The organism is Thermoplasmatales archaeon, assembly GCA_026127925.1.
GTDB lineage: Archaea > Thermoplasmatota > Thermoplasmata > Thermoplasmatales > Thermoplasmataceae > JAKAYB01.
Window position 1 is genome coordinate 16,686 of record JAJSLM010000009.1, and the last position, 21,354, is coordinate 38,039.

The 21,354-nt window shown below is 42.6% G+C and carries 16 protein-coding genes and 1 pseudogene; 7 read left to right on the top strand and 10 right to left on the bottom strand.

Annotated elements, in window-relative coordinates:
• Nucleotides 1-16: 16 nt before the first annotated feature.
• Entirely contained in the window at nucleotides 17-1,642 is a 1,626-nt protein-coding gene (locus tag LVQ96_07670) for an APC family permease (protein MCW6171033.1), read from the bottom strand.
• Nucleotides 1,643-1,935: 293 nt separating this feature from the next.
• Here LVQ96_07670 and LVQ96_07675 point away from each other — a divergent pair, with 293 nt between their 5' ends.
• Nucleotides 1,936-2,463 (top strand): hypothetical protein, encoded by a 528-nt coding sequence (locus tag LVQ96_07675; GenBank protein ID MCW6171034.1) that lies wholly within the window; start codon nucleotides 1,936-1,938, stop codon nucleotides 2,461-2,463.
• 55 nt (nucleotides 2,464-2,518) lie between these two features.
• Here the strand turns inward: LVQ96_07675 and LVQ96_07680 are convergent, their stop codons facing one another.
• Entirely contained in the window at nucleotides 2,519-4,870 is a 2,352-nt protein-coding gene (locus LVQ96_07680) for an adenosylcobalamin-dependent ribonucleoside-diphosphate reductase (GenBank protein ID MCW6171035.1), read from the bottom strand.
• A 291-nt stretch (nucleotides 4,871-5,161) separates the two neighbouring features.
• Between LVQ96_07680 and ftcD the strand changes: the two genes are divergently transcribed.
• From ftcD to ilvA, 3 genes and pseudogenes are all read left to right on the top strand, one after another.
• Nucleotides 5,162-6,058 (top strand): glutamate formimidoyltransferase, encoded by an 897-nt coding sequence (gene ftcD, locus LVQ96_07685; protein ID MCW6171036.1) that lies wholly within the window; start codon nucleotides 5,162-5,164, stop codon nucleotides 6,056-6,058.
• A gap of 8 nt (nucleotides 6,059-6,066) precedes the next feature.
• Nucleotides 6,067-6,650 (top strand): annotated as a pseudogene (locus LVQ96_07690) (cyclodeaminase/cyclohydrolase family protein).
• A 6-nt stretch (nucleotides 6,651-6,656) separates the two neighbouring features.
• Nucleotides 6,657-7,877 (top strand): threonine ammonia-lyase, encoded by a 1,221-nt coding sequence (gene ilvA / locus LVQ96_07695; GenBank protein MCW6171037.1) that lies wholly within the window; start codon nucleotides 6,657-6,659, stop codon nucleotides 7,875-7,877.
• Here ilvA and LVQ96_07700 read toward each other — a convergent pair.
• Nucleotides 7,870-8,148, bottom strand: a complete 279-nt coding sequence (locus tag LVQ96_07700) for an acylphosphatase (protein MCW6171038.1) — start codon at nucleotides 8,146-8,148, stop codon at nucleotides 7,870-7,872. The genes ilvA and LVQ96_07700 overlap by 8 nt on opposite strands.
• On the bottom strand, nucleotides 8,148-9,227 hold the full coding sequence (locus tag LVQ96_07705; GenBank protein ID MCW6171039.1) for a GTP-binding protein: 1,080 nt from the start codon (nucleotides 9,225-9,227) through the stop codon (nucleotides 8,148-8,150). The genes LVQ96_07700 and LVQ96_07705 overlap by 1 nt, the downstream gene beginning before the upstream one ends.
• A 268-nt stretch (nucleotides 9,228-9,495) precedes the next feature.
• Here LVQ96_07705 and LVQ96_07710 point away from each other — a divergent pair, with 268 nt between their 5' ends.
• Nucleotides 9,496-12,798, top strand: a complete 3,303-nt coding sequence (locus LVQ96_07710) for a hypothetical protein (protein ID MCW6171040.1) — start codon at nucleotides 9,496-9,498, stop codon at nucleotides 12,796-12,798.
• Nucleotides 12,799-12,876: 78 nt separating this feature from the next.
• Here the strand turns inward: LVQ96_07710 and LVQ96_07715 are convergent, their stop codons facing one another.
• The 3 genes from LVQ96_07715 to LVQ96_07725 form a co-directional block, all read right to left on the bottom strand.
• Nucleotides 12,877-13,035 carry a hypothetical protein gene (locus tag LVQ96_07715; protein ID MCW6171041.1) on the bottom strand — a complete coding sequence of 53 codons (159 nt, stop codon included), beginning with the start codon at nucleotides 13,033-13,035 and terminating at the stop codon, nucleotides 12,877-12,879.
• Nucleotides 13,036-13,218: 183 nt separating this feature from the next.
• Entirely contained in the window at nucleotides 13,219-13,797 is a 579-nt protein-coding gene (locus tag LVQ96_07720; GenBank protein ID MCW6171042.1) for a methyltransferase, read from the bottom strand.
• Nucleotides 13,798-13,936: 139 nt separating this feature from the next.
• Entirely contained in the window at nucleotides 13,937-15,331 is a 1,395-nt protein-coding gene (locus LVQ96_07725; GenBank protein ID MCW6171043.1) for a hypothetical protein, read from the bottom strand.
• Nucleotides 15,332-15,451: 120 nt separating this feature from the next.
• Here LVQ96_07725 and LVQ96_07730 point away from each other — a divergent pair, with 120 nt between their 5' ends.
• Nucleotides 15,452-16,303, top strand: coding sequence for a heme o synthase (locus LVQ96_07730; GenBank protein ID MCW6171044.1), 852 nt, complete (start codon nucleotides 15,452-15,454; stop codon nucleotides 16,301-16,303).
• Between the two features lie 59 nt (nucleotides 16,304-16,362).
• On the opposite strand, the gene purH is transcribed toward LVQ96_07730, so the two are convergent.
• The gene (gene purH, locus LVQ96_07735) at nucleotides 16,363-17,865 is read right to left on the bottom strand and encodes a bifunctional phosphoribosylaminoimidazolecarboxamide formyltransferase/IMP cyclohydrolase (GenBank protein MCW6171045.1); all 1,503 of its coding nucleotides are present in this window, start codon (nucleotides 17,863-17,865) and stop codon (nucleotides 16,363-16,365) included.
• A 139-nt stretch (nucleotides 17,866-18,004) separates the two neighbouring features.
• Between purH and LVQ96_07740 the strand changes: the two genes are divergently transcribed.
• Entirely contained in the window at nucleotides 18,005-19,210 is a 1,206-nt protein-coding gene (locus tag LVQ96_07740; GenBank protein ID MCW6171046.1) for a methionine adenosyltransferase, read from the top strand.
• Here the strand turns inward: LVQ96_07740 and rimI are convergent.
• Both rimI and LVQ96_07750 read right to left on the bottom strand, forming a co-directional pair.
• Complete coding sequence (gene rimI / locus LVQ96_07745) at nucleotides 19,207-19,674, bottom strand: ribosomal protein S18-alanine N-acetyltransferase (protein ID MCW6171047.1); 468 nt, start codon at nucleotides 19,672-19,674, stop codon at nucleotides 19,207-19,209. The two genes, LVQ96_07740 and rimI, sit on opposite strands and share 4 nt — an antisense overlap.
• A 293-nt stretch (nucleotides 19,675-19,967) precedes the next feature.
• Nucleotides 19,968-21,161, bottom strand: coding sequence for an MFS transporter (locus LVQ96_07750; protein MCW6171048.1), 1,194 nt, complete (start codon nucleotides 21,159-21,161; stop codon nucleotides 19,968-19,970).
• Between the last annotated feature and the right edge of the window lie 193 nt (nucleotides 21,162-21,354).

The window sequence follows — 21,354 nt, forward strand, 5'->3', positions numbered from 1 at the left end:
TTCTGCAATAAATTTCTCATTGCAGTACTATTGGCTCTTCATCCTCGAAGTTCCTCTGAGTTGAATATTCCGGCTCATTTAATTTGTGTTTTAAGCCAGACAGGATCCCAAGCGGGAAAAAGACTGCGACGGAAACCCCAACAACTACTGCCGTTGTGGTGTAGAATGGAATTATGTTAAGTCCTCCATCACTCCCTATGTAAGTCATTGCAAGGAGAAAACCGATGTAAACAATGTACCATATCGAGTTTTTTACACTTTTTAAATCTCTTCTTGACGTACCTCTTACCAACGGGAAAATCAGGCCAAATATTATCACTGCTATTGTTAAAATCAATACTGAATAGTATACGGTCAACCATCCACTCCAGAAAACTATAAGAGAAGCCGATATGAACGCGAGTGGAGCAAAAATATAGCCGCCAGGGATGCGGTATTTTGTCGATCCCTGTCTTCTGGATACAACAAGCGCTACCGGATTTACTGCGAATCCAAGATAACCCGCCACAACAGCGTCTTCAATTAAGCCGTATATGCTTGGTATTGGTGCTGCTATGAACGCCAGGATAGCTCCAACAAGCGCAGTGATTAAAAGGGCCCAATAGGGCACTGAATACTTCTTGTGAATGTATTTTACAAGGTTTGGCATAATCTTTGTTCTACCCTGCGCAAAAACTACCCTTGATCCGCCTCCGAGATAAATGTAACCTACTATGAATGGGCCAATTATACCTATAATCAGAGTAAGGATGAGAACAAATGGTGCATTATAGCTGTGTGCAAGAGTGATAAACGGATTCCCTTTTATATTCCCGATAGACGCCCAGTCACCGGCAGCTATACCGAGTTTTGACCAGTTAATGCCAGTAACAAAAACGAAGTCTAACAAAAGATAAATTAGCAACTGTCCTACAACGACAATTACTATTGCCAACGGGAGCTTGCGGAATTTCTTTGATTCTTCTGCATAGTCTGGGATCACCCTAATACCGCCGAAAGCGAACATGGCCAAAGGTATCGCCAGGAAAACTCCTGAAAAACCAAAAGGTAAAAAACCGTGATAATTAGTTAGGTTTCTAGCATCGAAGAATGTCACTGCTAAACCAATCGCTACTGCGATATAGAAGAACAATTTCACGATTCCAAAGCCGACAGTTGAGCGGCCGAATGATTTAACGCCAAAGTAGTTGAAAGGTATCATTATTAGCATAAGCCCGACAGCGACCAACCCCCCCATCAGAGTCGGTCCACCAGAACTCGTGACCAGACTCGGATCGAAAATTGAGAGTCCATCAACCACGGCAAATGCCTCTATAGCTGGTATGAAGATATACCAGATCAGATCTGCGAGGGAATTAATAGTATTTGTAAACCATCCATGCGTATACAACGCATATCTAGACGGTCCACCCGCCTCCGGATAGGTGGTGACCAGTTCTGCATATGTGAGTCCAATGAAAAGATAGAATATACCGCCAATTAGCCAACCAAGCCAGCTTCCAGGACCTGCGATTCCCGTCATGCCAGCTGCACTGAACAGGATACCAGTGCCAACAGCGCCAACAATTCCGATTATTATCAAATCAAAAAAAGAAAGTTCCTTTTTTAATGGGGTTCCATGTGATTCGGTAACATCTGTCACACAAATGAATCAACATGATATTAATAAATGTTTTGCACACTATTTTATTTTAACACTATTAAACTTCTACAATACTCTATAGTTCTTTGTGTAAGCCTGGCAATCGGATAATCAAACAAAGGACAAATAGCAGAAATTTGCAAATTAAACTATCGGTTCTAGTTCGATAGGCATGTTACAAATGGAAGACTTGGTCAAAGTTTAAAAAGTGACACTCTTTACCATGACACTTATGCTCAAGTTTATATTTTAGATTGTACTTTGTATTTATTCTGGTGTGGGGGTAATGGTTAATGAGTCATACTGTAAAGTGGATGCTCGTATTTATTGTGATCCTAGCACTTCTCACACCAGCCCTTGTTTATGAGGCCGGGCCACATCCGCACAGAGTTACAACATTGGTTGCGGGAGATATCAACGGTTATTTCGCATCAAACGTTCCGGTATATTATGAAGATATAAATTCTGTACAAAAATCCACTTATTTATATGTGCAGCTCAATGTGTCTCCAGGTTGTGCTTTTGGCAGTTTTCCATTCGAATTTGAAGTCCGTGTGGTTGGTGTTTCTCTTGCAAACACATCAATGCTTTATGTATCATTACAAATAGCCAGCATAAACTATGAAAACGAATCGAGGAAAGCGATATTTATTAGCGAAAATAATTTTGACGGGACCGAATTGATTTATTTCTATGAGGCCATGGGATTCAACAAGAATTCCGGATCTGTTTCAGACCTATTCCTGAACGGTTCTATAGGCGTTTACTATTCATATGGCCCATTTTCTCAAGCTGAGAAATGTTTTCCATTGGATCCATGAGGAGACCGATGTAACACCACGTAACAAATAAAATAAAGATGTTTTTGTAAAAATATTATTTGTCGCATCTGCCCGTTGGGCAAGCAGGATCGAAAGTTGCATCCAGTTTCAAGTATTTTTCAGGGACTTTTGCGATAAGCTCAAGAGTTTGTCTTTCTGAATCTGGCCTTACCTTTTCCTCTTCTTTTTCCTTTCTGCTTTCTGAGCCAGAGTATAGGACCTGTTCACTCTTGCTTCGGTCCCTGTAGACGGTTATTCCCTTGCAATGAAGTTCATGGGCCATCATATATGCTTTAGCTATATCTTCTGGAGTTGCGGTCGTTGGAAGATTTATGGTCTTCGAGACGCCAGAATCGCAATATCTCTGGAAAGTAGCCTGCATGAGGACATGCCATTCGGGATCAATCTCGTGTGCGGTCACAAATATGTTTTTTATGTCACCTGGTAGCTCGATTCCATGGAGCGTTCCTGTCTTTGCAATTTCCTGCATCAGCCCGTCAGAGTAGAGCCCTCTCTCCTTCAAGATCTCCTCAAGAAATGGATTTGCCTCCATTAATTCCTGTCCATTTAACACATGCCTTACGTAAGCGAGAGCAAATAGGGGTTCTATGGAAGATGAGCAGTTGGCTATGATCGAAATGGTACCTGTAGGTGCTATAGTCGTCGTTGTTGAGTTTCTCATAGTAATCCCGTTCTTTTCATGAAGCGATCCGTACCACCCTGGAAATACCACGCGTTCCTCAGCCAGCCTGTGTGATTCGTCATGTGATATTTCATCCAAGAAACTCATCACTTTCTCCCCGGTCTCCAACGCATCTCCGGTGTTGTAAGGAATCCTGAGCATTACGAGAAGATCGGCGAAACCCATGTATCCGAGACCTATCTTTCTTGTTGTTCTGGCCATTCGTTCTATCTTTTCTACCGGAAACTTATTGGCATCGATGACATCGTCCAGGAATCTAGTAGAGAGTCTTACAACATATTCCAACCGTCCCCAGTCTATTTCCCCATCCTTGACAAACTTATTCAAGTTTATCGAACCGAGGTTGCATGGTTCGTAAGGCATAAGGGGCTGTTCGCCACATGGGTTTGTTGCTTCTATCTCTCCTATATGTTTAACTGGATTCTTCCTGTTCATTTCATCCAGAAATATCAGTCCCGGATCGGCGGTTTGCCAGGCTTTATTTACTATCGTGTCCCACATTACTCTCGCCTTAACTCTCCTCACAACCTTGTGTGACCGAGGACTGATCAGATCGACGTAATCATCGTTCTCCAGCTTTTCGAAAAATTCATCGGTCATACCCACAGATATATTGAAATTGCTGAGCACGGTATTTTCTGAATCCTTGCTCATAATGAAGTCCATTATGTCTGGATGATCATATCTGAGTATACCCATATTTGCTCCTCTCCTTTTCCCACCCTGCTTGATTACATCAGTGGTCGTATCGAATATACGCATAAAGGAGACCGGTCCAGAGGCAACACCCTTTGTTGAACCGACGAGATCATCCTTTTCCCTTAATCTGGAGAAAGAAAAACCAGTTCCACCACCGGATTTGTGTATCATCGCCTGGTATTTCAGGGCATCAAATATTTCCTCAATACTGTCACCTACTGGCAGCACGAAACATGCCGATAATTGCCCAAGTCTGGCACCCGCATTCATCAGCGTAGGTGAATTCGGAACGAATTCAAGATTTTTCATTACGTTGTAGAACTTTTCGATAGTCTCTGGTGCCGTTGTTGGTTTTGTCTGTGCAAAATCCAGGAATCCATCAAAGGAACCAGTTAATACATTCTCTTCTACGAGGTGATTAAACGCTCTTTTCAAGACTTCCATATGATATTTATCGAAATTACCAAACAATTTGCCATTTTCAGGTAACTTGCCAGTTTTCTGAAATTTCATGTAATCGTACAGCAATTCAACAACGCCCACATGAGATGCAACACGAGCAAACATCTGACTAGGTGTCTCAATGATTTTTCCATCTTCGTCTTTTAATAGATAGCGAGCTTCGAGGGTCTTGACCGCGTTTATAGACAGTTTAAGGTCGTCTGTTACTCCTAGTCTTAGTTTTTCTTCCCTTATTGCCTTTCTTCTCTCCCTGTAGAGTATGTACGTTCTGGCCACTTCATTGTATCTGTTCCCTTTTTTTGATAGTGACATTAATGTTGTTTCGACTTTATCCTGAATCTGTTCGACCGTAGGTTTTTCTGTTTCTTTTTCAAGATCCTTCACAACCCTTGTGGCTATGTCCTCAGCCTCTTTCATTGAACCAGTCTTAACTGAGAGCATCGCTTTGTATATTGCCCGTGAGATCTTTGATTGATCGAATTCTACTACTGTTCCATCTCTCTTGATTATTTCCTTTATACTACTTTCTTGCTTAGATAACATTATTTCACCTAATGTCGGTAACCTTGCGATCTGTTAGAGGTATTTCATTCCATGTATTATCTATGTTGATTCAAACCCGTTAATAAATTGAAAAATATCTGGTTATTGACATGGTTATATAATTGATAATTCTACAAAATACTTTTCTTATACTTATGTTATGTGTATTCATATTACTAATAGGCGTCAATTTTCTCGTCAATCCCACTCTACGTTTGGAACGGATTTTAGTATTTCATGGAATCAAATTTACTTGTCAACATTAATATTTACATGGGCAATCCTACATATATGAAAATAATTGAGTGTGTCCCTAACTTCAGTGAGGGTAGAAACGATCAGGTGGTATCTGACATTGTTTCTGTTATATCGTCTGTATCATCAATTCGGATCCTGGACAAGGAAATGGATGCAAACCACAACAGAAGTGTTATAACCTTTGTTGGAGAACCTGAAATGGTTCTTTCGGCAGCTTATTCAGCCATAAAACGCGCATCCGAGTTAATTGATTTGAACAAACACACTGGTGAACACCCACGGTTCGGGGCTACGGACGTTGTTCCGTTTATACCCCTGGGTGACGTCAAGATGGAAGACTGCATTAAGCTCTCAAGGGATCTAGGGGAACGAGTGGGATCGGAACTTGGTATTCCCGTATATCTTTACGGAGAAGCTGCAAATCTGGAGTGGCGAAAGGATCTCGGCAGCATAAGAAGCAAGAATTTTCAATACGAGCAGTTGCGCTCATCTATAAACGAACCTAAATGGAAACCTGATTATGGCCCATCCACGGTTGGTCCAGCCGGTGCGACAATTATAGGTGCAAGAGATTTCCTGATAGCCTATAACGTAAATCTACGAACAAAAGATCTCGAAGTAGGGAAAAAAATTGCTCGTGCACTCAGAGCAAAGGATGGTGGTCTCACTTTCGTAAAATCATTGGCATTCTATCTGGAGGACAAAGAGATGGTTCAGATATCCATGAACCTGACAAATTTCAGGAAAACACCAGTATACCGTGCTTTTGAGCTTGTCAGGCTTGAAGCGTCACGGTTTGGGGTAAGTATTGCCGAATCTGAAGTTGTAGGTCTCATCCCGCTTGACGCAGTTGTCGATTCTATAAAATACTATTTACAGCTGAATGAATTCAGTTCCAGTCAGATACTTGAGAAAAGGATGTGGGAATGATGGAATCTATGGATAGTTTCCTTGAAAGGTTGGCCCAGCCTACCGCAGCACCGGGTGGTGGTGCAGCTAGTGCATCAGTCACAATAATCGCATCGTCGCTTGTCTCGATGGTTGCGGGCCTCACCGTGGGGAAAAAAGGGTATGAAAATCATCAGGAAAAGATAGCAGAACTTCTTATACGTTCAAAGGAGATTCGGAGCGAGTTAAGAAGGCTTATGGAAGAAGATGAGAATTCATTTGGTCTCATTGTTTCGGCCTGGAAACTCCCAAAGAATACAGAGGAAGAAAAAAACAAGAGGTCTCTGGAAATAGCTCCCCCTGGAAGATTGCTTCGACTTCACAGGAAGTTCTGAGGCAGGCTGCCCTGATCGCCAGGATAGGAATAAAAAGTGCAGCGACAGATGCCGGATGTGCTCTAGAATTTTCCATGGCGGCCATAAAGGGTGCACTGGAAAACATAAAGATAAATCTAAAATCTGTCAAGGACGAGGGAATAAAGGAATCCGAGAACATGAAAATGAGGGTCTTCATGGAGGATTCCGAAACAACATACCGTGAAGGACTCAGTGTCGTTGAGGAAAGGATTGCGTGATACACTTTGTCTACAAATCTACCGGACATCGGCGAAATTAAGAAAGCAGAAACGTACCTAGAGGGGAAGATCAACAGGACTCCCCTGCAGAGATCGGCAACATTCAGTACGCTTTACGATACCGATCTGTACTTTAAAATGGAGAACTGGCAGAAAACAGGTTCGTTCAAGAGCAGGGGCGCATTATACCGTATTTCAAAACTTAGCGAAGATGAGAGAAAACGCGGTGTTATCACAGCGAGTTCTGGTAATCATGCTCAGGGCGTTGCATTTGCGGCAAAATATTCCGGCATAAAGGCAAAGATCGTTATGCCAGAGACAACGATCCCAGCCAAGATAAATGCAGTATTGAACTATGGGGCGGAGGTGGTTCTCAAGGGGCAGGACTATTCAGATGCACGATCCATCGCCTCGGAAATACAGAAAAATGAGGGGCGTACTTTCATCGAGGCGTTCAACGATCCCTATGTGATTGCTGGCCAGGGCACTATAGGCCTGGAGATTTACAGGGATCTCAAAGATGTCGATACGGTGATAGTCCCAGTTGGTGGTGGCGGTCTTATCTCAGGAATATCCATAGCACTTAAATCACTTAATAAAAACATCAGGGTCATCGGCGTAGAATCCGAACTTTCTGACTCAATGAAGGAATCACTGGAAGCAGGCAAGATTGTAGCACACACATCGGGAAACAGCATTGCGGATGGTATCTCGGTAAAGTATCCGGGTGAACTCACTCTTGAAGCAGCAAAACAGAACGTGGATGATATAGTTACTGTCAGCGACGAGACAATTGCAATGGCGATATACAAGCTGCTGGAGAGGAGCAAGATACTCGTAGAACCTTCTGGTGCAGCGGCATTTGCTGCGATCATGGAGAACAAGGTAGATGTTAAAGGGAGAAAAACTGTTGTTTTACTGTCTGGTGGCAACATAAATTTTCTGCTCTTGTCAAAGATAATATACAAGTGCATGGAGATTGAATCTAAGCTTGTAAGGATTGAATTCAAGATTCCTGACCGCCCCGGATCGCTGCTGAAAATCTCTTCCGCAATTTCATCCGTCCTCGGGAATATTTACCATGCCGAAGTTGATAATCTTGCGAGGAACACACCGATAGGTTTCCAAACGGTCACGTTTTCTGTCAACCTAAGAGACGAGAATCATCTTAAAATCCTCATTGAAAAGATCAAAACACTTGGTTTCGACTTCGAGATCGTTACCTGATAACGCTGAAATCACAGTGGTTTTCCGTGGGTACATCTTCAATGTCTACACTATCAACTATGGCGGGAAAGAGTTCTGTTTTAGATCTTTCGATCATCTCCATAATGCGCTCTTCTTTTCCTTCGAAATGTGCCTCCACTGTTCCATCAGCAAGGTTTCTGATCCACCCATTCAATCCAAGCGAAGTTGCGAGTTCAGAAGCATTTGCCCTGAAATTGACACCCTGCACTCTTCCATGGAATATCACCTTCTTTGCGATCACCATGTTCATCAATTCCTGCTTATTATTGTTATGACGTCCTCATCAAGCAAATCATAATCAAGACCAACCCTCAACTCTCCCTGTTTTCTATTAGGTCCGGAAATTATCGCGTACCTGTATGTCGATATCATATTTCTGCTGATCTTTCTTGCCACATCCCTTACTTTTGATCCTTTCCTCAGCACCATCGGTCTTTCCATGTCGACCTCGCCTGATTTCTTTCTCATATAGACTCTTATCAAATCCAGCGAATCGAAAATTAAGTCCTTTAACTCCGGAATATTTCGCCCTGTTTTAGCGGAAACCTGAATGTACGTACCAGGGAGCTGTTCCATGTTGTCGCTTGTGTGCGGCAGATCAACTTTGTTAACTATGAATATCGCCGGCACATAAACGACATTCCCTTTAAGATAGTCGATCAGATCTTCCACTCTTACCGATTCCCTGATGTATATGTCCGCACTAACTATCTTGAACTCTTTCAATATTAGCCTTACCTGTTCCTCGTCGATGTCGATCCATTTCGGTTTGTGCAACCGCATTCCGCCGATGTGTGTCTTTTTAACCTCAATACTCTTTTTCTTCTCATTCAGGACAATCCCGCTGTTGTGAAGTTCCCTGATAATCTTTTCAATGCCCTTCGTGTCAACATCCGTAACAATGATTACAAGATCAGCTCCACGAACGATGCTCAGGACTTCCCTCCCCCTGCCTGCACCCCTGCTCGCGTTCTCCACTATGCCTGGTAGATCAAGTATCTGTATCTGAGCTCCTTTGTAATTAAGAATTCCTGGAACAACCTTAAGTGTTGTGAATGCGAAATTTCCGACCTCACTTTCCTGCGACGTCAGAGCGTTCAGGAGACTGCTCTTGCCGACGTTAGGGAATCCAACTAGCGCAACTGTAGCATCACCGCTCTTAGGAATGGCAAATCCAGAAGTGGACCCGCCTTTCTGGCTTTCCATTTCCAGCGTGAGCTTCGAAAGTTTTGCTTTCAGAAGGCCTATGTGCTTCTCAGTAGCTTTGTTATATTCGGTCTTCTGTAGTTCCTCTTCTATACTCTTTATTCGATCTTGGATTGTAGGCATTTCTTACAAAGGTTATTGGACACCTAAATAAAACTTAAACTATTCCTGCTGATTCTTTAAAACTGATTATGCACAATAGAATTAACCTAACAAGTTTTCAGTGCGCAGGGAATAATGTTTTGTACTTACTATCAATGGTACAGTGGCGGATGAAATGTTGCACAATTCTGTCCAGAATTGCATCGTTCTGCATGCATAGACTACCTTTTCGGATTGACGGCTTTCCCTGCGCAACAATTATATACGTCTCACCTTATAACATTCCTTAATGAGAAAAGCATTGCTTTTAAGCCTAGTAATTATTGTGAGTGTAGTTTTTATTGCCACATCGTTTGTAGTCCTTTCACACAGCACAGGTACGCCACAACAGAGTACTGGTGTACTGAATGTGATCCCAGATTCTGCTGTAGGTGTTGTATCCAACATCCAGCCTTCTGGTCTAGAAAATCCTGCGAAACAGCTGAGCGTCATAGTTTCGTTAGCATACAGGAACCAGGGAGAACTTAATACCGTCCTATCTAACCTGCAAAATCCTTCTTCTCCGATATACCATCACTATCTTACCCAGCAGCAGTTTATAAGCACGTTCTCTCCAACAGTAAGCGAGTACGACAACTACATGGCGTACTTTGCCGAGCACGGACTCCTGGTGAAGGTTTATGGAGATCGTGTATCGCTCGTACTTACAGGAACGGTCAGCCAGTTTGAAAGCGTGTTCCATACCACCATTAGCTCGTTTAACAATGGAGAATTTTATGCCCCCTCTTCAGCTCTTTACATTTCTGCGAATTTCGGCCCGATCTCAGGTATCGCCGGATTAAGTGATCAGTTCAAGGCAAAGATCTCGCCAATGTTTCAAGGCTCCGGAACATCCCAGACGCTGTACGGTGCAGACTTTCAGTCCGCATATCAGTTAAATCAGCTTTACGCAAAGTACGGATATCCCACAAATGAAACTATTGCGACAATCCTGTGGTCAGGAAACAATTCTGCAGGACAGGATGTTGCACCCTTTGTACCGTCAGATATATCCTATTACTATGAGCACAACATACCGTCAAACGAACCCCTGCCTGTGGCATACGGGTATCCTATCCTAGGCGCTCCAGCGCCGGGTCCTTCAGCGGCGAATGATAACACTGAGGCAGATTTCGAAAGCACACTGGATCTCGAGATGGCAGGATCTGCTGCTCCAGGCGCGCACATTGTCGAGGTGTACGGACCTTCTGCTACCGAATCGGATCTTGATCAGGCATTTGCCGCTGTTCTGAATCCAAATTATAACACATCGGTGGACAACGCACTCTCTCATGTGGTCGCAATATCCAACTCATGGGGAGGTACAGATACAAATGATTCGACGTGGATGCAATATGAAGAAGAAGCAGCGGCGAGAGGCATAACAGTTCTTGCCTCTTCCGGTGACGATGGGGATACCAGCAGCCCGGCTCCAAGTTTCCCTGCGACAATGGCATATAACGACTTTGGAACGCTGGCTGTCGGTGGACTCTCTACCGAGTTGACCGGAACTGCAAGCACGAATGGCTCCGGCACCACCGGAATCCAGACAGAATCTGTGTGGTATAACACCCCGAATTCCGGTGATGGTTCACAAGGCGGAGTAAGCTCAGTATTTTCAGAGCCATCATGGCAGGTGAATTCATCGGACGCCAATTCTGTTATCACAGGTGCTTCAAGTACGACAGGTGTTTCTTCCGGCAGGGGAACTCCTGATGTCGCTGCGGATGGAGCGAACATGGAGATATATATAACATATAGCGGCTCCAGTGGATATCAAGAACTCTGGGGAACAAGCATAGCATCGCCCCTCACTGCAGGCCTAATAGCAGTAATGGATCATTCCCTTGGAACTCCGGAAGGCTTCATCGATCCGCTCATATACAAATTCGGGCAGGAACAGTATTCCGGGACATTCGGAAGACCTGCGGCTTTATACTTTGTGAGCAACGGTTCGAACGGTGCGTTTAGTGCTGAAAACGGCTATAGTCTTGCGGTTGGTTGGGGAAGCATAAATGCATTTAACTTTGTCAATGCACAGCTGAATGTCTCCGTCACACAGGCCAGTTATCCTGTGGACTTCTCTGAATCGGGCCTTCCATCTGGGACTACATGGTCTGTGACGTTTAACGGCAATACGCAGAGTTCGTCCGGTTCTACAGTGTCCTTCTCGGCTGCAAATGGAACCTATTCGTACTCAATTGGTTCTGTATCGGGATATACCGCATCTCCCTCCTCGGGATCGGTAACTGTAAACGGAGCTGCCCAGACCATAGGGATAACATTCGCCGCCAACTCCTCTCCACCTCCCTCAACGTCTGGTGTTTTTTCGCAGGTAAACGCGACGTCTTCAAACATTTACACATACAACCTTCCAGAGGCTGAGGAGTTCACAGTGGGCTCAAGCAGCAGGACAATTAATTTCGTCACTCTTTACTTATCTGGCAGTAGCGGATCGGTGGAATTTTCAATCGGGACCTCGCTGTGGAGTTCTAATATCGTTCCAGAGACCACTGTTAATGTCAATTCCAATCAACTCTGGTACAATACCTCAATTACACCAGTAAATCTCAGCGGAAGCACCGACTATTACCTTTCTGTTGAGGGATCCGGGAGTATACAATGGGGTTATACCTCGTCGCCTTCTGTAGATCTTAACGCCATTCAGGACTATTGGTACAGTTCGCCACCAAGCAATGGAATGCCATCAGGTACCCCTACAAATGATAATTCATATCCCGATCTATATAGTATCGGTTATTTTACTTCCACTCAGCCTGTCGTTGCCACTTTCGCCGTCGATTTCAGTGAATCTGGGCTTCCAAGCGGCACTTCTTGGTCAGTTACATTCAATGGAAACACAAAGAGTTCAACAACATCCCAGTTAAGCTTTTTGGTGTCAAATGGAACATATTCCTACTCCGTAGGGAGTGTTTCAGGGTATTCCGTGTCTCCCTCCTCGGGATCGGTAACTGTGAATGGAGCTGCTCAGACTGTTGATCTAAGCTTTTCTACTCAGACCAGCTCACATCCAAACGGAATTTTTGCGGAAGTAAATGCCACATCTTCAAACATTTACACATACAACCTTCCAGAAGCTGAGGAGTTCACAGTAGGTTCCAGCAGTCAGTATGTAGATTTCATAACACTCTATCTGGAAGGCGCAGGAACAATCGATGTTGGAATCGGAACCTCCCTATTCAGTAACAACGTGGTTAACGTATCATCGGTTTCTATTGATTTGCCCAACGGTGGCTTTATGAACATATCGATACCTACGACAGAACTGTCAGGTGGAGCAGACTATTATCTCAACGTCGTCGAACCGTCTGGGAACACGAATGTGCAGTGGGGGTACACAATGTCACCTTCTGTTGACAATAATGCTTTACAGGATTACTGGTACAGTGGAACAAGCCTTCAAAGCGACAATAGTTATCCAGACATATTCACTATAGGCTATTCTGGCTTATCTGCGAGCAGCAGTTCATTTGCTCAATACTCCCCTTTTCTATCTATGACTGCTTTCTTCGCAATCCCGCGTCTACTTTAAAAATATAAAATGAATTTTCAAATTTTCTATAAATTTTAACTTTAGAAAAAAATTGTGGATCAGACCAAAATAGGAATATCATTCTTCCTTATCTTTTTTCTTGAAACCTTTCTTCATTCCACCGAATAGAGACTTAGTTCCGTCGACAGCCCCCCTTCCTATCTTACCTGTAGCTTCACCGGTCTTTTCAGCAATTCCTTTTTTTTCTTCTTTCTTTTTTTCCTCTTTTTCTGCCATTTTAGATCAAAAACATAAGGTGATAATATATATTAATCTTTTATCGTATCGAAAGATATTAGAATTTCGAAGAAGCTTTGGTGCCAAATGTCCTATTTAATACGAACTAGAGGCGTGTGGTGCTTATATCCACATACTGTTTTTTAATTTTAAAATAAATAAGATACCATTATGATTTAAAATTCATGGCCGTGAGAAGACATGGTACAGGAAAATGGTCTCAAAGAAATAACTCTCAGATGCAACAAGATTGAAAGAGTACTCTGGAAATTCTGAAATAAGGCTACCTATGTCGGTGAGGCTTGAAAGTATTAAATAAATTGAACCACTTATTTCTAAGAAAGTCTTTGCTTTCTTTAAGAATGGGCGTATAACGTCAAAACCTTCTTTACCGCCATTCCATTGTTCGGCACCTTCTATACGATCCTCTACTGGAAGGTAAGGCGGATTAAATATTATGGTGTCAAACTTTCCTTCAATATTATCGAAGAGGCTTGAATTGATAACCTCAACAAGGACCTTATTTCGTATGGCATTTCTCTCAGTGCAATCTAGCGCCGCATCAGAAATGTCACAGCACGTAACGTTCCTGCCGAGTTTGGCACAATAAACCGATATGATCCCCGTTCCACATCCGATCTCAAGCACTCTGTTTCCTGGAATCAGATGATCCATTAATAGGTAGGTATCCTCCGCTGGTCTATAAACCGATTTGCAATCCTCAATGTCTATGTCAGCGTATTTGCCATAGTGGACTATCAAGGAATAGTTATTGCGTGAAGGAATAAATCTTTACTGGGATTCGATTTAATAAAAGCTTGTAGTTTAATTCAATATCTGAAGATTTCAAAAAAATTAATAAAAAAAGATTGTAAAAATAAAAATCCTTTTGTACAGCTGTTTATGTTACTGTTTTTTCTGTAGAAGTTTTTTCCGAAGACCTGCCCAAGGTAATTGTTATTATAATTATTGCTATCACCAAGAGGGAAAGTCCGATCGCCTCAGGAATCCAGAACAGGGTAATTACATAAGCTAGTAACCCAAACGCAGCAATGACTGTTCCTGCTACAATGAAATAAACAATAATCCTTTTCTCTGTTTCGTGTCCTTCTATATAGTGGATTATAAGAAGTATTATGCCTGCCAATAACGGCATCATGAAAAAGGCAAAGAGTAAATGCCCGTCTGTAAACGCCATGTCATATTTGTATCCTGGACCACCATTTGGCGGTACTCCCGGTGAACCGAATCCGTAATAAGATTCATTGAATTCCATCGCATAACCAACTCCGATCATCACGGCCATTGTTGCGATCCATGTTAATAATTCGGACAGCTGAACCAAACGATCGGTGGGTCTTTTCGAAAGGACATAATAGAGTCCGAGTATAGCTATCAACGCCCCCCAACCAACAATCCCCGTCTGGGTATCGTCCAGAGCCAGGCCATTCATTCCTCCGGGGCCAAATGGTGCAACGGCAGGGATCACATAAGTTCCAAAAGATGAAATCAGATAAAGATAAGTAAATGAAATAGTCCCAAGAACAGCTATGATCATCCCAAGATTTACGGCGTTACGCTTGAAATTCGATAGTTTTTCGTATCCAAAAGTTACTGCAGCAAGAGCGACGATCCCACCCATGACTGCAGGTAACATCTCATGAGAATGCGAAGTTATTAGGTTACCAAGAAAAACCTGCAGACCACCAATGCTCGAAATATAGTTGTTGAATACAGGCAAGGAGGAGAAACCGAATAAAGTCCCGTACTCATAAATCATCCCCATTATTGCCGCAATGCCTGCCGAAAGCGTTGCAATCACGATGAGTGAATATGCCCCCCAGATTTTCTTGAATTTCTCTCTGTTCCTAAACGGTAAAAAGAGTAATTCAAGGAAGAATATTAATGCGAGGACGATCATCCAGAAGTCTCTCATCGCCTGGATCACATAATCCGCGGTTTGAGTAGAGGCTGGGTAAAATAGAGCAGTTCCAAGAGCAGTCAAGAATAGGACCGGGTAGGTGCTAAGGTTTATAATTCTTCTTGATCTTGTTCCAAGTTCTAGTAGTTCAGCTGAATACATAATCAACAGGAAAACAAATGGAATCATAACAGTATGATAGAAATTTACCATGTCAAGACTGAAGTCACCAAGCTTGAACCAGTTAACTCCTGGGAGAAGTGGGCTTATCACCAAAAGTGCTGATATAAATATTAGTATGGCAAAGATATTGTACTTCACGTTTAGTAACCCTCTAATCACTCCATTAGCAGGTAATCCTTTATTTTTTACCATTCACATCCTCCGATTATCTGACCGCTATATTTAAACGAGTGAACCGATATATTAGGGTACACTGATTTACGGTTTACGGCGATGAATTATAATCAAATGACTAAAGTGCTGAATCGAGCAATGGTTTATCTTAAATATACGAAACCAAGGGTATGGTTGCTTCTCGTTTTTGTAGGGGGAGTGGGCGCCATTCTTGCGGCCCAGACTTTTGGAGGGTATAATCTGATGATGATCTTCGTTGCTGTTGTTTCCCTGATCGCTGGCAGTGCCGGTTCAGAAGCAATCACGAATTATGTGGACAGAGATATAGATTCGATCATGAATAGAACTAAGGACAGGCCATTAGTAACGGGAAAAATTGAAGCTAAGAAGGGTCTAGAACTGGGGATAATTCTTGTAATATCTTCCGTGCTGATACTGCTTGTTTTTAAGAGATTCCTGGCCTTTTGTTTCATTACCGCAGGGATCGTTGATAACGTTATTGTGTACAGTTACCTCCTGAAGCGTAAGACACCATGGAGTATCATCTTAGGTGGATTCTCGGGTGGACTGCCCGTCATAGTTGGATGGTACACTCTCACGTCCGTGTTTTCGATACTTCCCTGGTTCTTATTTGCGCTGATCGTAGTTTGGATACCAATACACATATGGAGCCTTGCTTTCCGTTATAAGGATGATTATCAGCGTGCAAAGGTGCCTATGCTTCCAGCGGTTTATTCAGACGGGATTTCCGCGAAATGTATATCATTTTCGGCAATTCTTCTCGTCGTATTCTCCGTTATTCCCTACTACTTTGGTGAAAACACGTTTATATACATCTTAATCGTAGCTATTGTATCCCTGCCAATGATTCTGTTGGCGGCTATGTTCGTAAAAATGAAAGATAAAAAAAGTTCCTTTCGCCTCTTTAAGTATTCAAGTCCCTACCTCACTGTGATTTTTCTGTTGTTTCTCATCCTTAAATTCTTTTAATAAGTACTCACGCTTTGTCGCTCTCGCCAGAAACGAAAATGAACTTTTCTTCAATGGAACTAGTGGAGGAACACACGTTTTCCCGTGAAGTACATGGGGATTTTACTCTCATTTGATTTAGCTATTACAACATCGTCCCTTATGGATCCACCGGGCTGAATTATAGCAGAGATTCCAGAAGAAGCAGCAAGTTCAACATTGTCCTCAAACGGGAAAAACGCATCCGACGCAAGGACAGATCCGTTCACTCTTTCTTTTGCTCTGGCAACCGCAATTCTAAGGGCTTCAATTCTGGACGTCTGTCCGGCCCCGATCCCAACAGTCTGCATTCCCTTTGACAGGACTATGGCGTTGCTCCTGCAATGAGCTACAACTTTCCATGCAAAAATCATATCCTTTATCTGTTCCTCCGTTGCTGATCTTTCCGTTTTAAGAACAAGATTCTCTATATCTGCCCTGAGTGGACTCTGCAGCAGAATCCCGTTAGAAATAGATCGGGCTCTATAACTCATATCAGGTTCCATTGGAACTTTAAGAACCCTGAGATTCTTTTTCTTCGTCAGCAAAAGGAGGGCTTCGTCGGAATACTCCGGGGCAATAAGTACCTCAACAAACAGTTTAGATATAGCTTCAAATGATGATCTGTCAAATTCACGGTTTACCGCTATCACCGATCCGTAAGCAGATTCCGGATCGCCAGCTATGGCCCTTTTCAATGCCTCTGGCAATGTTTCAGCGCTTGCGACCCCACAGGGCGTATTGTGCTTCAAAACTACAGCTGTTGTGGCATTAAATTCCAGGATTGTTTCAAAGGCGGAATTGGCATCAAGAATGTTGTTGTAAGACATTTCTTTGCCCTGCAGAGGAACGGCATTAGCGATGCCTTTAGCAGAAAGGTCACTGTAAAGAAAACCGTCTTGATCAGGATTTTCACCGTAACGTAATTTCCTGCCTCTGAATGATCGTAGGAATAGTGTGTCAGGAACTTCGTTTCCAAAATCCTTCGATAGTGAACCGTATATGGAGATATCATAATTTGATACCATCGAGAAAGCCTCAAGGGCTAATCTTCTCCGGGTCTGTTCTGAGATGGTCGAGGTTTCCTTAAGTTCCGCAATGACAGTCTCGTACTGAAGTGGCGATGAAAGAACAGTTACGCGATCGTAATTCTTTGCTGCAGCCCTGATGAGTGAGACACCACCGATGTCTATGTTCTCCACCATTTTCTTTAGGTCGTGTGATCTGGCTGCATCCTCGAACGGATAAAGGTTCGCAATAACCAGGTCGAACAGTGGAAAATTAAGATCTTCTAGCTGCCCCAAATCTCTTTCACTCCCCGTTGAAAGTATACCGGCAAATATGGCGGGATGTAGCGTCTTTACTCGGCCTCCGAGAAGTTCAGAAAATCCGGTCAAAGTTGACGTATCCTTGTTCTGGACACCGAGCTCATTAAGATATTTTGAAGTGCCGCTGGTCGCATATATCTCGGTAATAAACGGTTTTATAGCATTAACGAGCTCAGAAAGATTCGTTTTATCATAAACACTGATTAAAGCTCTCATTAAGTCATTAACGTAATCTTGCTTAAGTGTTTTTCATTATTACTGTTAATAATTTTTTAATTAAATAGGTAATTTAGCTTGCTGGAATTACAAAAGGTTTATGTTATATTAAAAATGCCTTATGAAAGAGGCAAAACCAATGCAGAGAAATATTTCAGTAGAAAAGATATCTCAAACTACAACGGAATCTCGCGAAGTCGAGATCGTAGAAAGAAAGGGCGTCGGGCATCCTGATAGCATATCGGATGGGATTGCCGAAGCCGTTAGCAGATCGCTAAGTAAGTATTATCTGAAGGAATATGGAAGGATATTGCACCACAACACGGATCAGGTAGAAGTAGTTGGTGGGCAATCAGCTCCACAGTTTGGAGGCGGCAAGATATTAGAGCCGGTTTATATTCTTCTGAGTGGCCGTGCTACAACAAAGGTTGGGAACGACAGAATACCTTTCAAATCGATAGCCATAAAGGCGACAAGGAATTTCCTTGGTTCCAGTTTCAAGCAGCTCGATATTGATTCGGATATAATGATAGACTGTCGCATAGGTCATGGTTCTGTTGATCTTACGGAACTTTATGATACGTCAAAACTGAGGGCGAACGATACATCATTCGGTGTCGGATTTGCACCCTTTACAGACACAGAAAGGCTCGTTTACGAGACAGAAAGATTCCTCAATGGCCCAACAATCAAGTCCAAGGTGCCGGCAATAGGATATGATATCAAATGTATGGGTTTCAGGCAAAAGGATACAATTAACCTGACTATAGCCGCAGCCAATGTTGATAGATATGTTGCAGATGCAAAGGAATATTCAAGTATAAAGGAAGAAGTAAGAGAACTTGTCAAGGATCATGTTTCTCCACTCACGCAGAAGAACGTAAACGTATTCGTAAACACAGCAGACGAGGAAGAGGGAAAACTCACAGGAGAATACCTGACAGTGACTGGTCTCTCAATGGAGAACGGGGACGACGGATCAGTAGGCAGGGGAAACAGGGTAACTGGTCTCATTACACCGTATAGGCCAATGAGCATGGAGGCCGCTGCTGGAAAGAATCCGGTCACGCATGTAGGAAAGCTCTACAACGTTCTTGCGATGCTAACTGCCCAGGACATAGTTCATGAGCACGAAGGAGACGTGAAAGAGGTCCACGTAAGGATCGTCTCGCAAATTGGAAGAAGGATAGATGATCCGCACGTGGCCAGCGTTCAGGTAATTTACGATAACAATGCGGACGTTTCCAAGATAAACAACGATATAAAGAATCTTGTGGACAACAGGCTGGAAAACATAAATAAACTCACTAACATGTTCGTCGAGGGAAAAGTATCCGTTTATTAGATTGTCCGCCACATCGTGAAGGCATCAGATGCGTCGCTATAATACGCACTGATCCTTGACGTTATTTCAAAATTAAATTTTTTATATAGATTTATTGCTTCGTCGTTATCTGTTTTCACCTCTAGTCTCACTGCAGAAAAATTCTTACTCATGCATAGATCGATAAAATTGGTGAGAAGGCTTGATCCTATCCCCATTTTCCTGTAACTTTTCTCGACAGCGATCATCAATATCCTTGCCTCTGAGGAAGAATATCTAGAACCTATAAGAAAGCCCGCGACTTTATGATTCACTTCTGCTACGGAGAATCCTTCCGGCCATTCCTCGTAGAGATCAACTATCAATTTTGGGGAATAATATTCAGTAAGGGAATTTTTTGCGATTTCTAGAACTCGATCAAGCTCTTCTGTGTCATTGACCTGGAACGGTCTCAAGAGAACAAAATTTGCATTGGAGACGCTCACTATTTTCTAAATGGCATCTTGTTTATTATCTTTGCTGTTTTATTCTGGATCTTCACTCTAGGCCATTCTGTTCATAGTAGAGAAGCACTTAATCTCGGGTTTTTTGCGTGTCCAGTATTCTCTTCTTTCTAGTTGAGTTTGATCTCAACCAAACCGACATCCATGCCTTAGAACTAATCGAATTGAAAAATGAAAGAAAAGATAACTTTCTAATCCAGCATAATTCTCATCTTTCAACCATCGTAACTTTATTAGTTTTCCTCATGGTATACTATTTACAGTGAGTAGGTAAGTTATACCTTCCTGAAAAAGTAAATCATGGCAAGTATACCATATATCGGTATTAGCAGCAAAATTATAAAAACGAACCCAAATCCAATCGCGTAACCGATAGGAATCAAAATTAGTGGTGCCGCAATGTGCCCAAATGAACCAATTGAACTGAATTCCCAGATACCTTTTGCAACGTATCCTTCCGGGTATATCTTTCTGGGAATGGAATATATCATGGCCACGACAAATGCACCAAATTGCGTAAGGAATATTGCAAGCAATAATGAAAACCCAGTGAGTTTCAATGAAAGAAGTATAAATCCTGGAACAGATATAGCAAAGCCCGCTGCACTCACGATTATCAATGCCCTATAGCCCGAGGCCTTGTCATATAACAAGTAGGATGCCAATCCACCTATTATGGTTGATATCGCTGCCCAGATCCCGAATACCTCCATTGCGCTGAGCACGTCTTTAGGATCATATTGGCCTAGGTATTCCGGTATTATCGTGGCCATTATGAGATTCACTGTCATTGTCATCCAGAGCGCACCCATGATCCATGTCACTGGCATTCTCATTGTCGTTCCCTTCCTTTCATGTTTTAGCATGAACATCTTTTCTCTGTTCCTGCCTAGTAGAAAGATAAATGGAGCAAGCATGGCCATTGATAGCACCCCCATTACGAAGTATGCCACAAAAGGATCCAAATTTGCCAAGAAAGGTATGGAGGAACCCAGTGTCACACCGGTAGGAATACCGGATATAGCAAATGTACTTGCCAATATTCTTGTGCGTTCCGAATAAACGTATGAGAAACTGATCGAGAATATCTCCATCAATATAGTCGCGGAGCCCTGAACGAATCGCAAAAGAAGGATTATTGGCATGGAGGTAACAAATGGCATTAGCACAATACTTACGGAAACAATTATGATTACGATTGTTGTTGTTAGGGTAATATTCCGATGGTAGCGGAATAATCTGCCAAGAATCTTTCCGGCTGGCATACCCATAAAATACACTAATGTACCGAGGTAGAAGAGTTCATCAGAATTAGTATCTGTGACTCTGGAGAAATATGGCAGAAATATAACAAACGACGAAAGGGAAGACAAAAGTATCGCAGCAAGGGCAAAGCCGGCAAGAGGTAGTAAGATTGAGTTTCCTTTCGACGTCTTCATGCTTTTAATAGCTTCATAACTGTCTTGCATCTTCAAGTAATGCTCAGTATTATTATCAAAACATGGAGTAACATATTGCCATATTGTCAAAATTCAGAATTAACGAAAGAGGTGCAATGGACTATGATGTGCTCCCTTTATTATTTGTACAGTTATAAGAGAGATAATATACTACGATATAGATATAAGGGGGAGTCCAGAGGGGGTTTTTTGAAACTCCTGC

What these genes read in the sequence shown, in the direction of transcription:
- LVQ96_07730 (MCW6171044.1), top strand. Translation starts at nt 15,452, where the DNA reads ATGGTTTATCTTAAATATACGAAACCAAGGGTATGGTTGCTTCTCGTT.
- LVQ96_07740 (MCW6171046.1), top strand. Translation starts at nt 18,005, where the DNA reads ATGCAGAGAAATATTTCAGTAGAAAAGATATCTCAAACTACAACGGAA.
- LVQ96_07700 (MCW6171038.1), bottom strand. Translation starts at nt 8,148, where the DNA reads ATGAACATGGTGATCGCAAAGAAGGTGATATTCCATGGAAGAGTGCAG.
- LVQ96_07675 (MCW6171034.1), top strand. Translation starts at nt 1,936, where the DNA reads ATGAGTCATACTGTAAAGTGGATGCTCGTATTTATTGTGATCCTAGCA.
- LVQ96_07680 (MCW6171035.1), bottom strand. Translation starts at nt 4,870, where the DNA reads ATGTTATCTAAGCAAGAAAGTAGTATAAAGGAAATAATCAAGAGAGAT.
- LVQ96_07715 (MCW6171041.1), bottom strand. Translation starts at nt 13,035, where the DNA reads ATGGCAGAAAAAGAGGAAAAAAAGAAAGAAGAAAAAAAAGGAATTGCT.
- purH (MCW6171045.1), bottom strand. Translation starts at nt 17,865, where the DNA reads ATGAGAGCTTTAATCAGTGTTTATGATAAAACGAATCTTTCTGAGCTC.
- LVQ96_07725 (MCW6171043.1), bottom strand. Translation starts at nt 15,331, where the DNA reads ATGGTAAAAAATAAAGGATTACCTGCTAATGGAGTGATTAGAGGGTTA.
- LVQ96_07710 (MCW6171040.1), top strand. Translation starts at nt 9,496, where the DNA reads ATGAGAAAAGCATTGCTTTTAAGCCTAGTAATTATTGTGAGTGTAGTT.
- LVQ96_07705 (MCW6171039.1), bottom strand. Translation starts at nt 9,227, where the DNA reads ATGCCTACAATCCAAGATCGAATAAAGAGTATAGAAGAGGAACTACAG.
- ftcD (MCW6171036.1), top strand. Translation starts at nt 5,162, where the DNA reads ATGAAAATAATTGAGTGTGTCCCTAACTTCAGTGAGGGTAGAAACGAT.
- LVQ96_07750 (MCW6171048.1), bottom strand. Translation starts at nt 21,161, where the DNA reads ATGCAAGACAGTTATGAAGCTATTAAAAGCATGAAGACGTCGAAAGGA.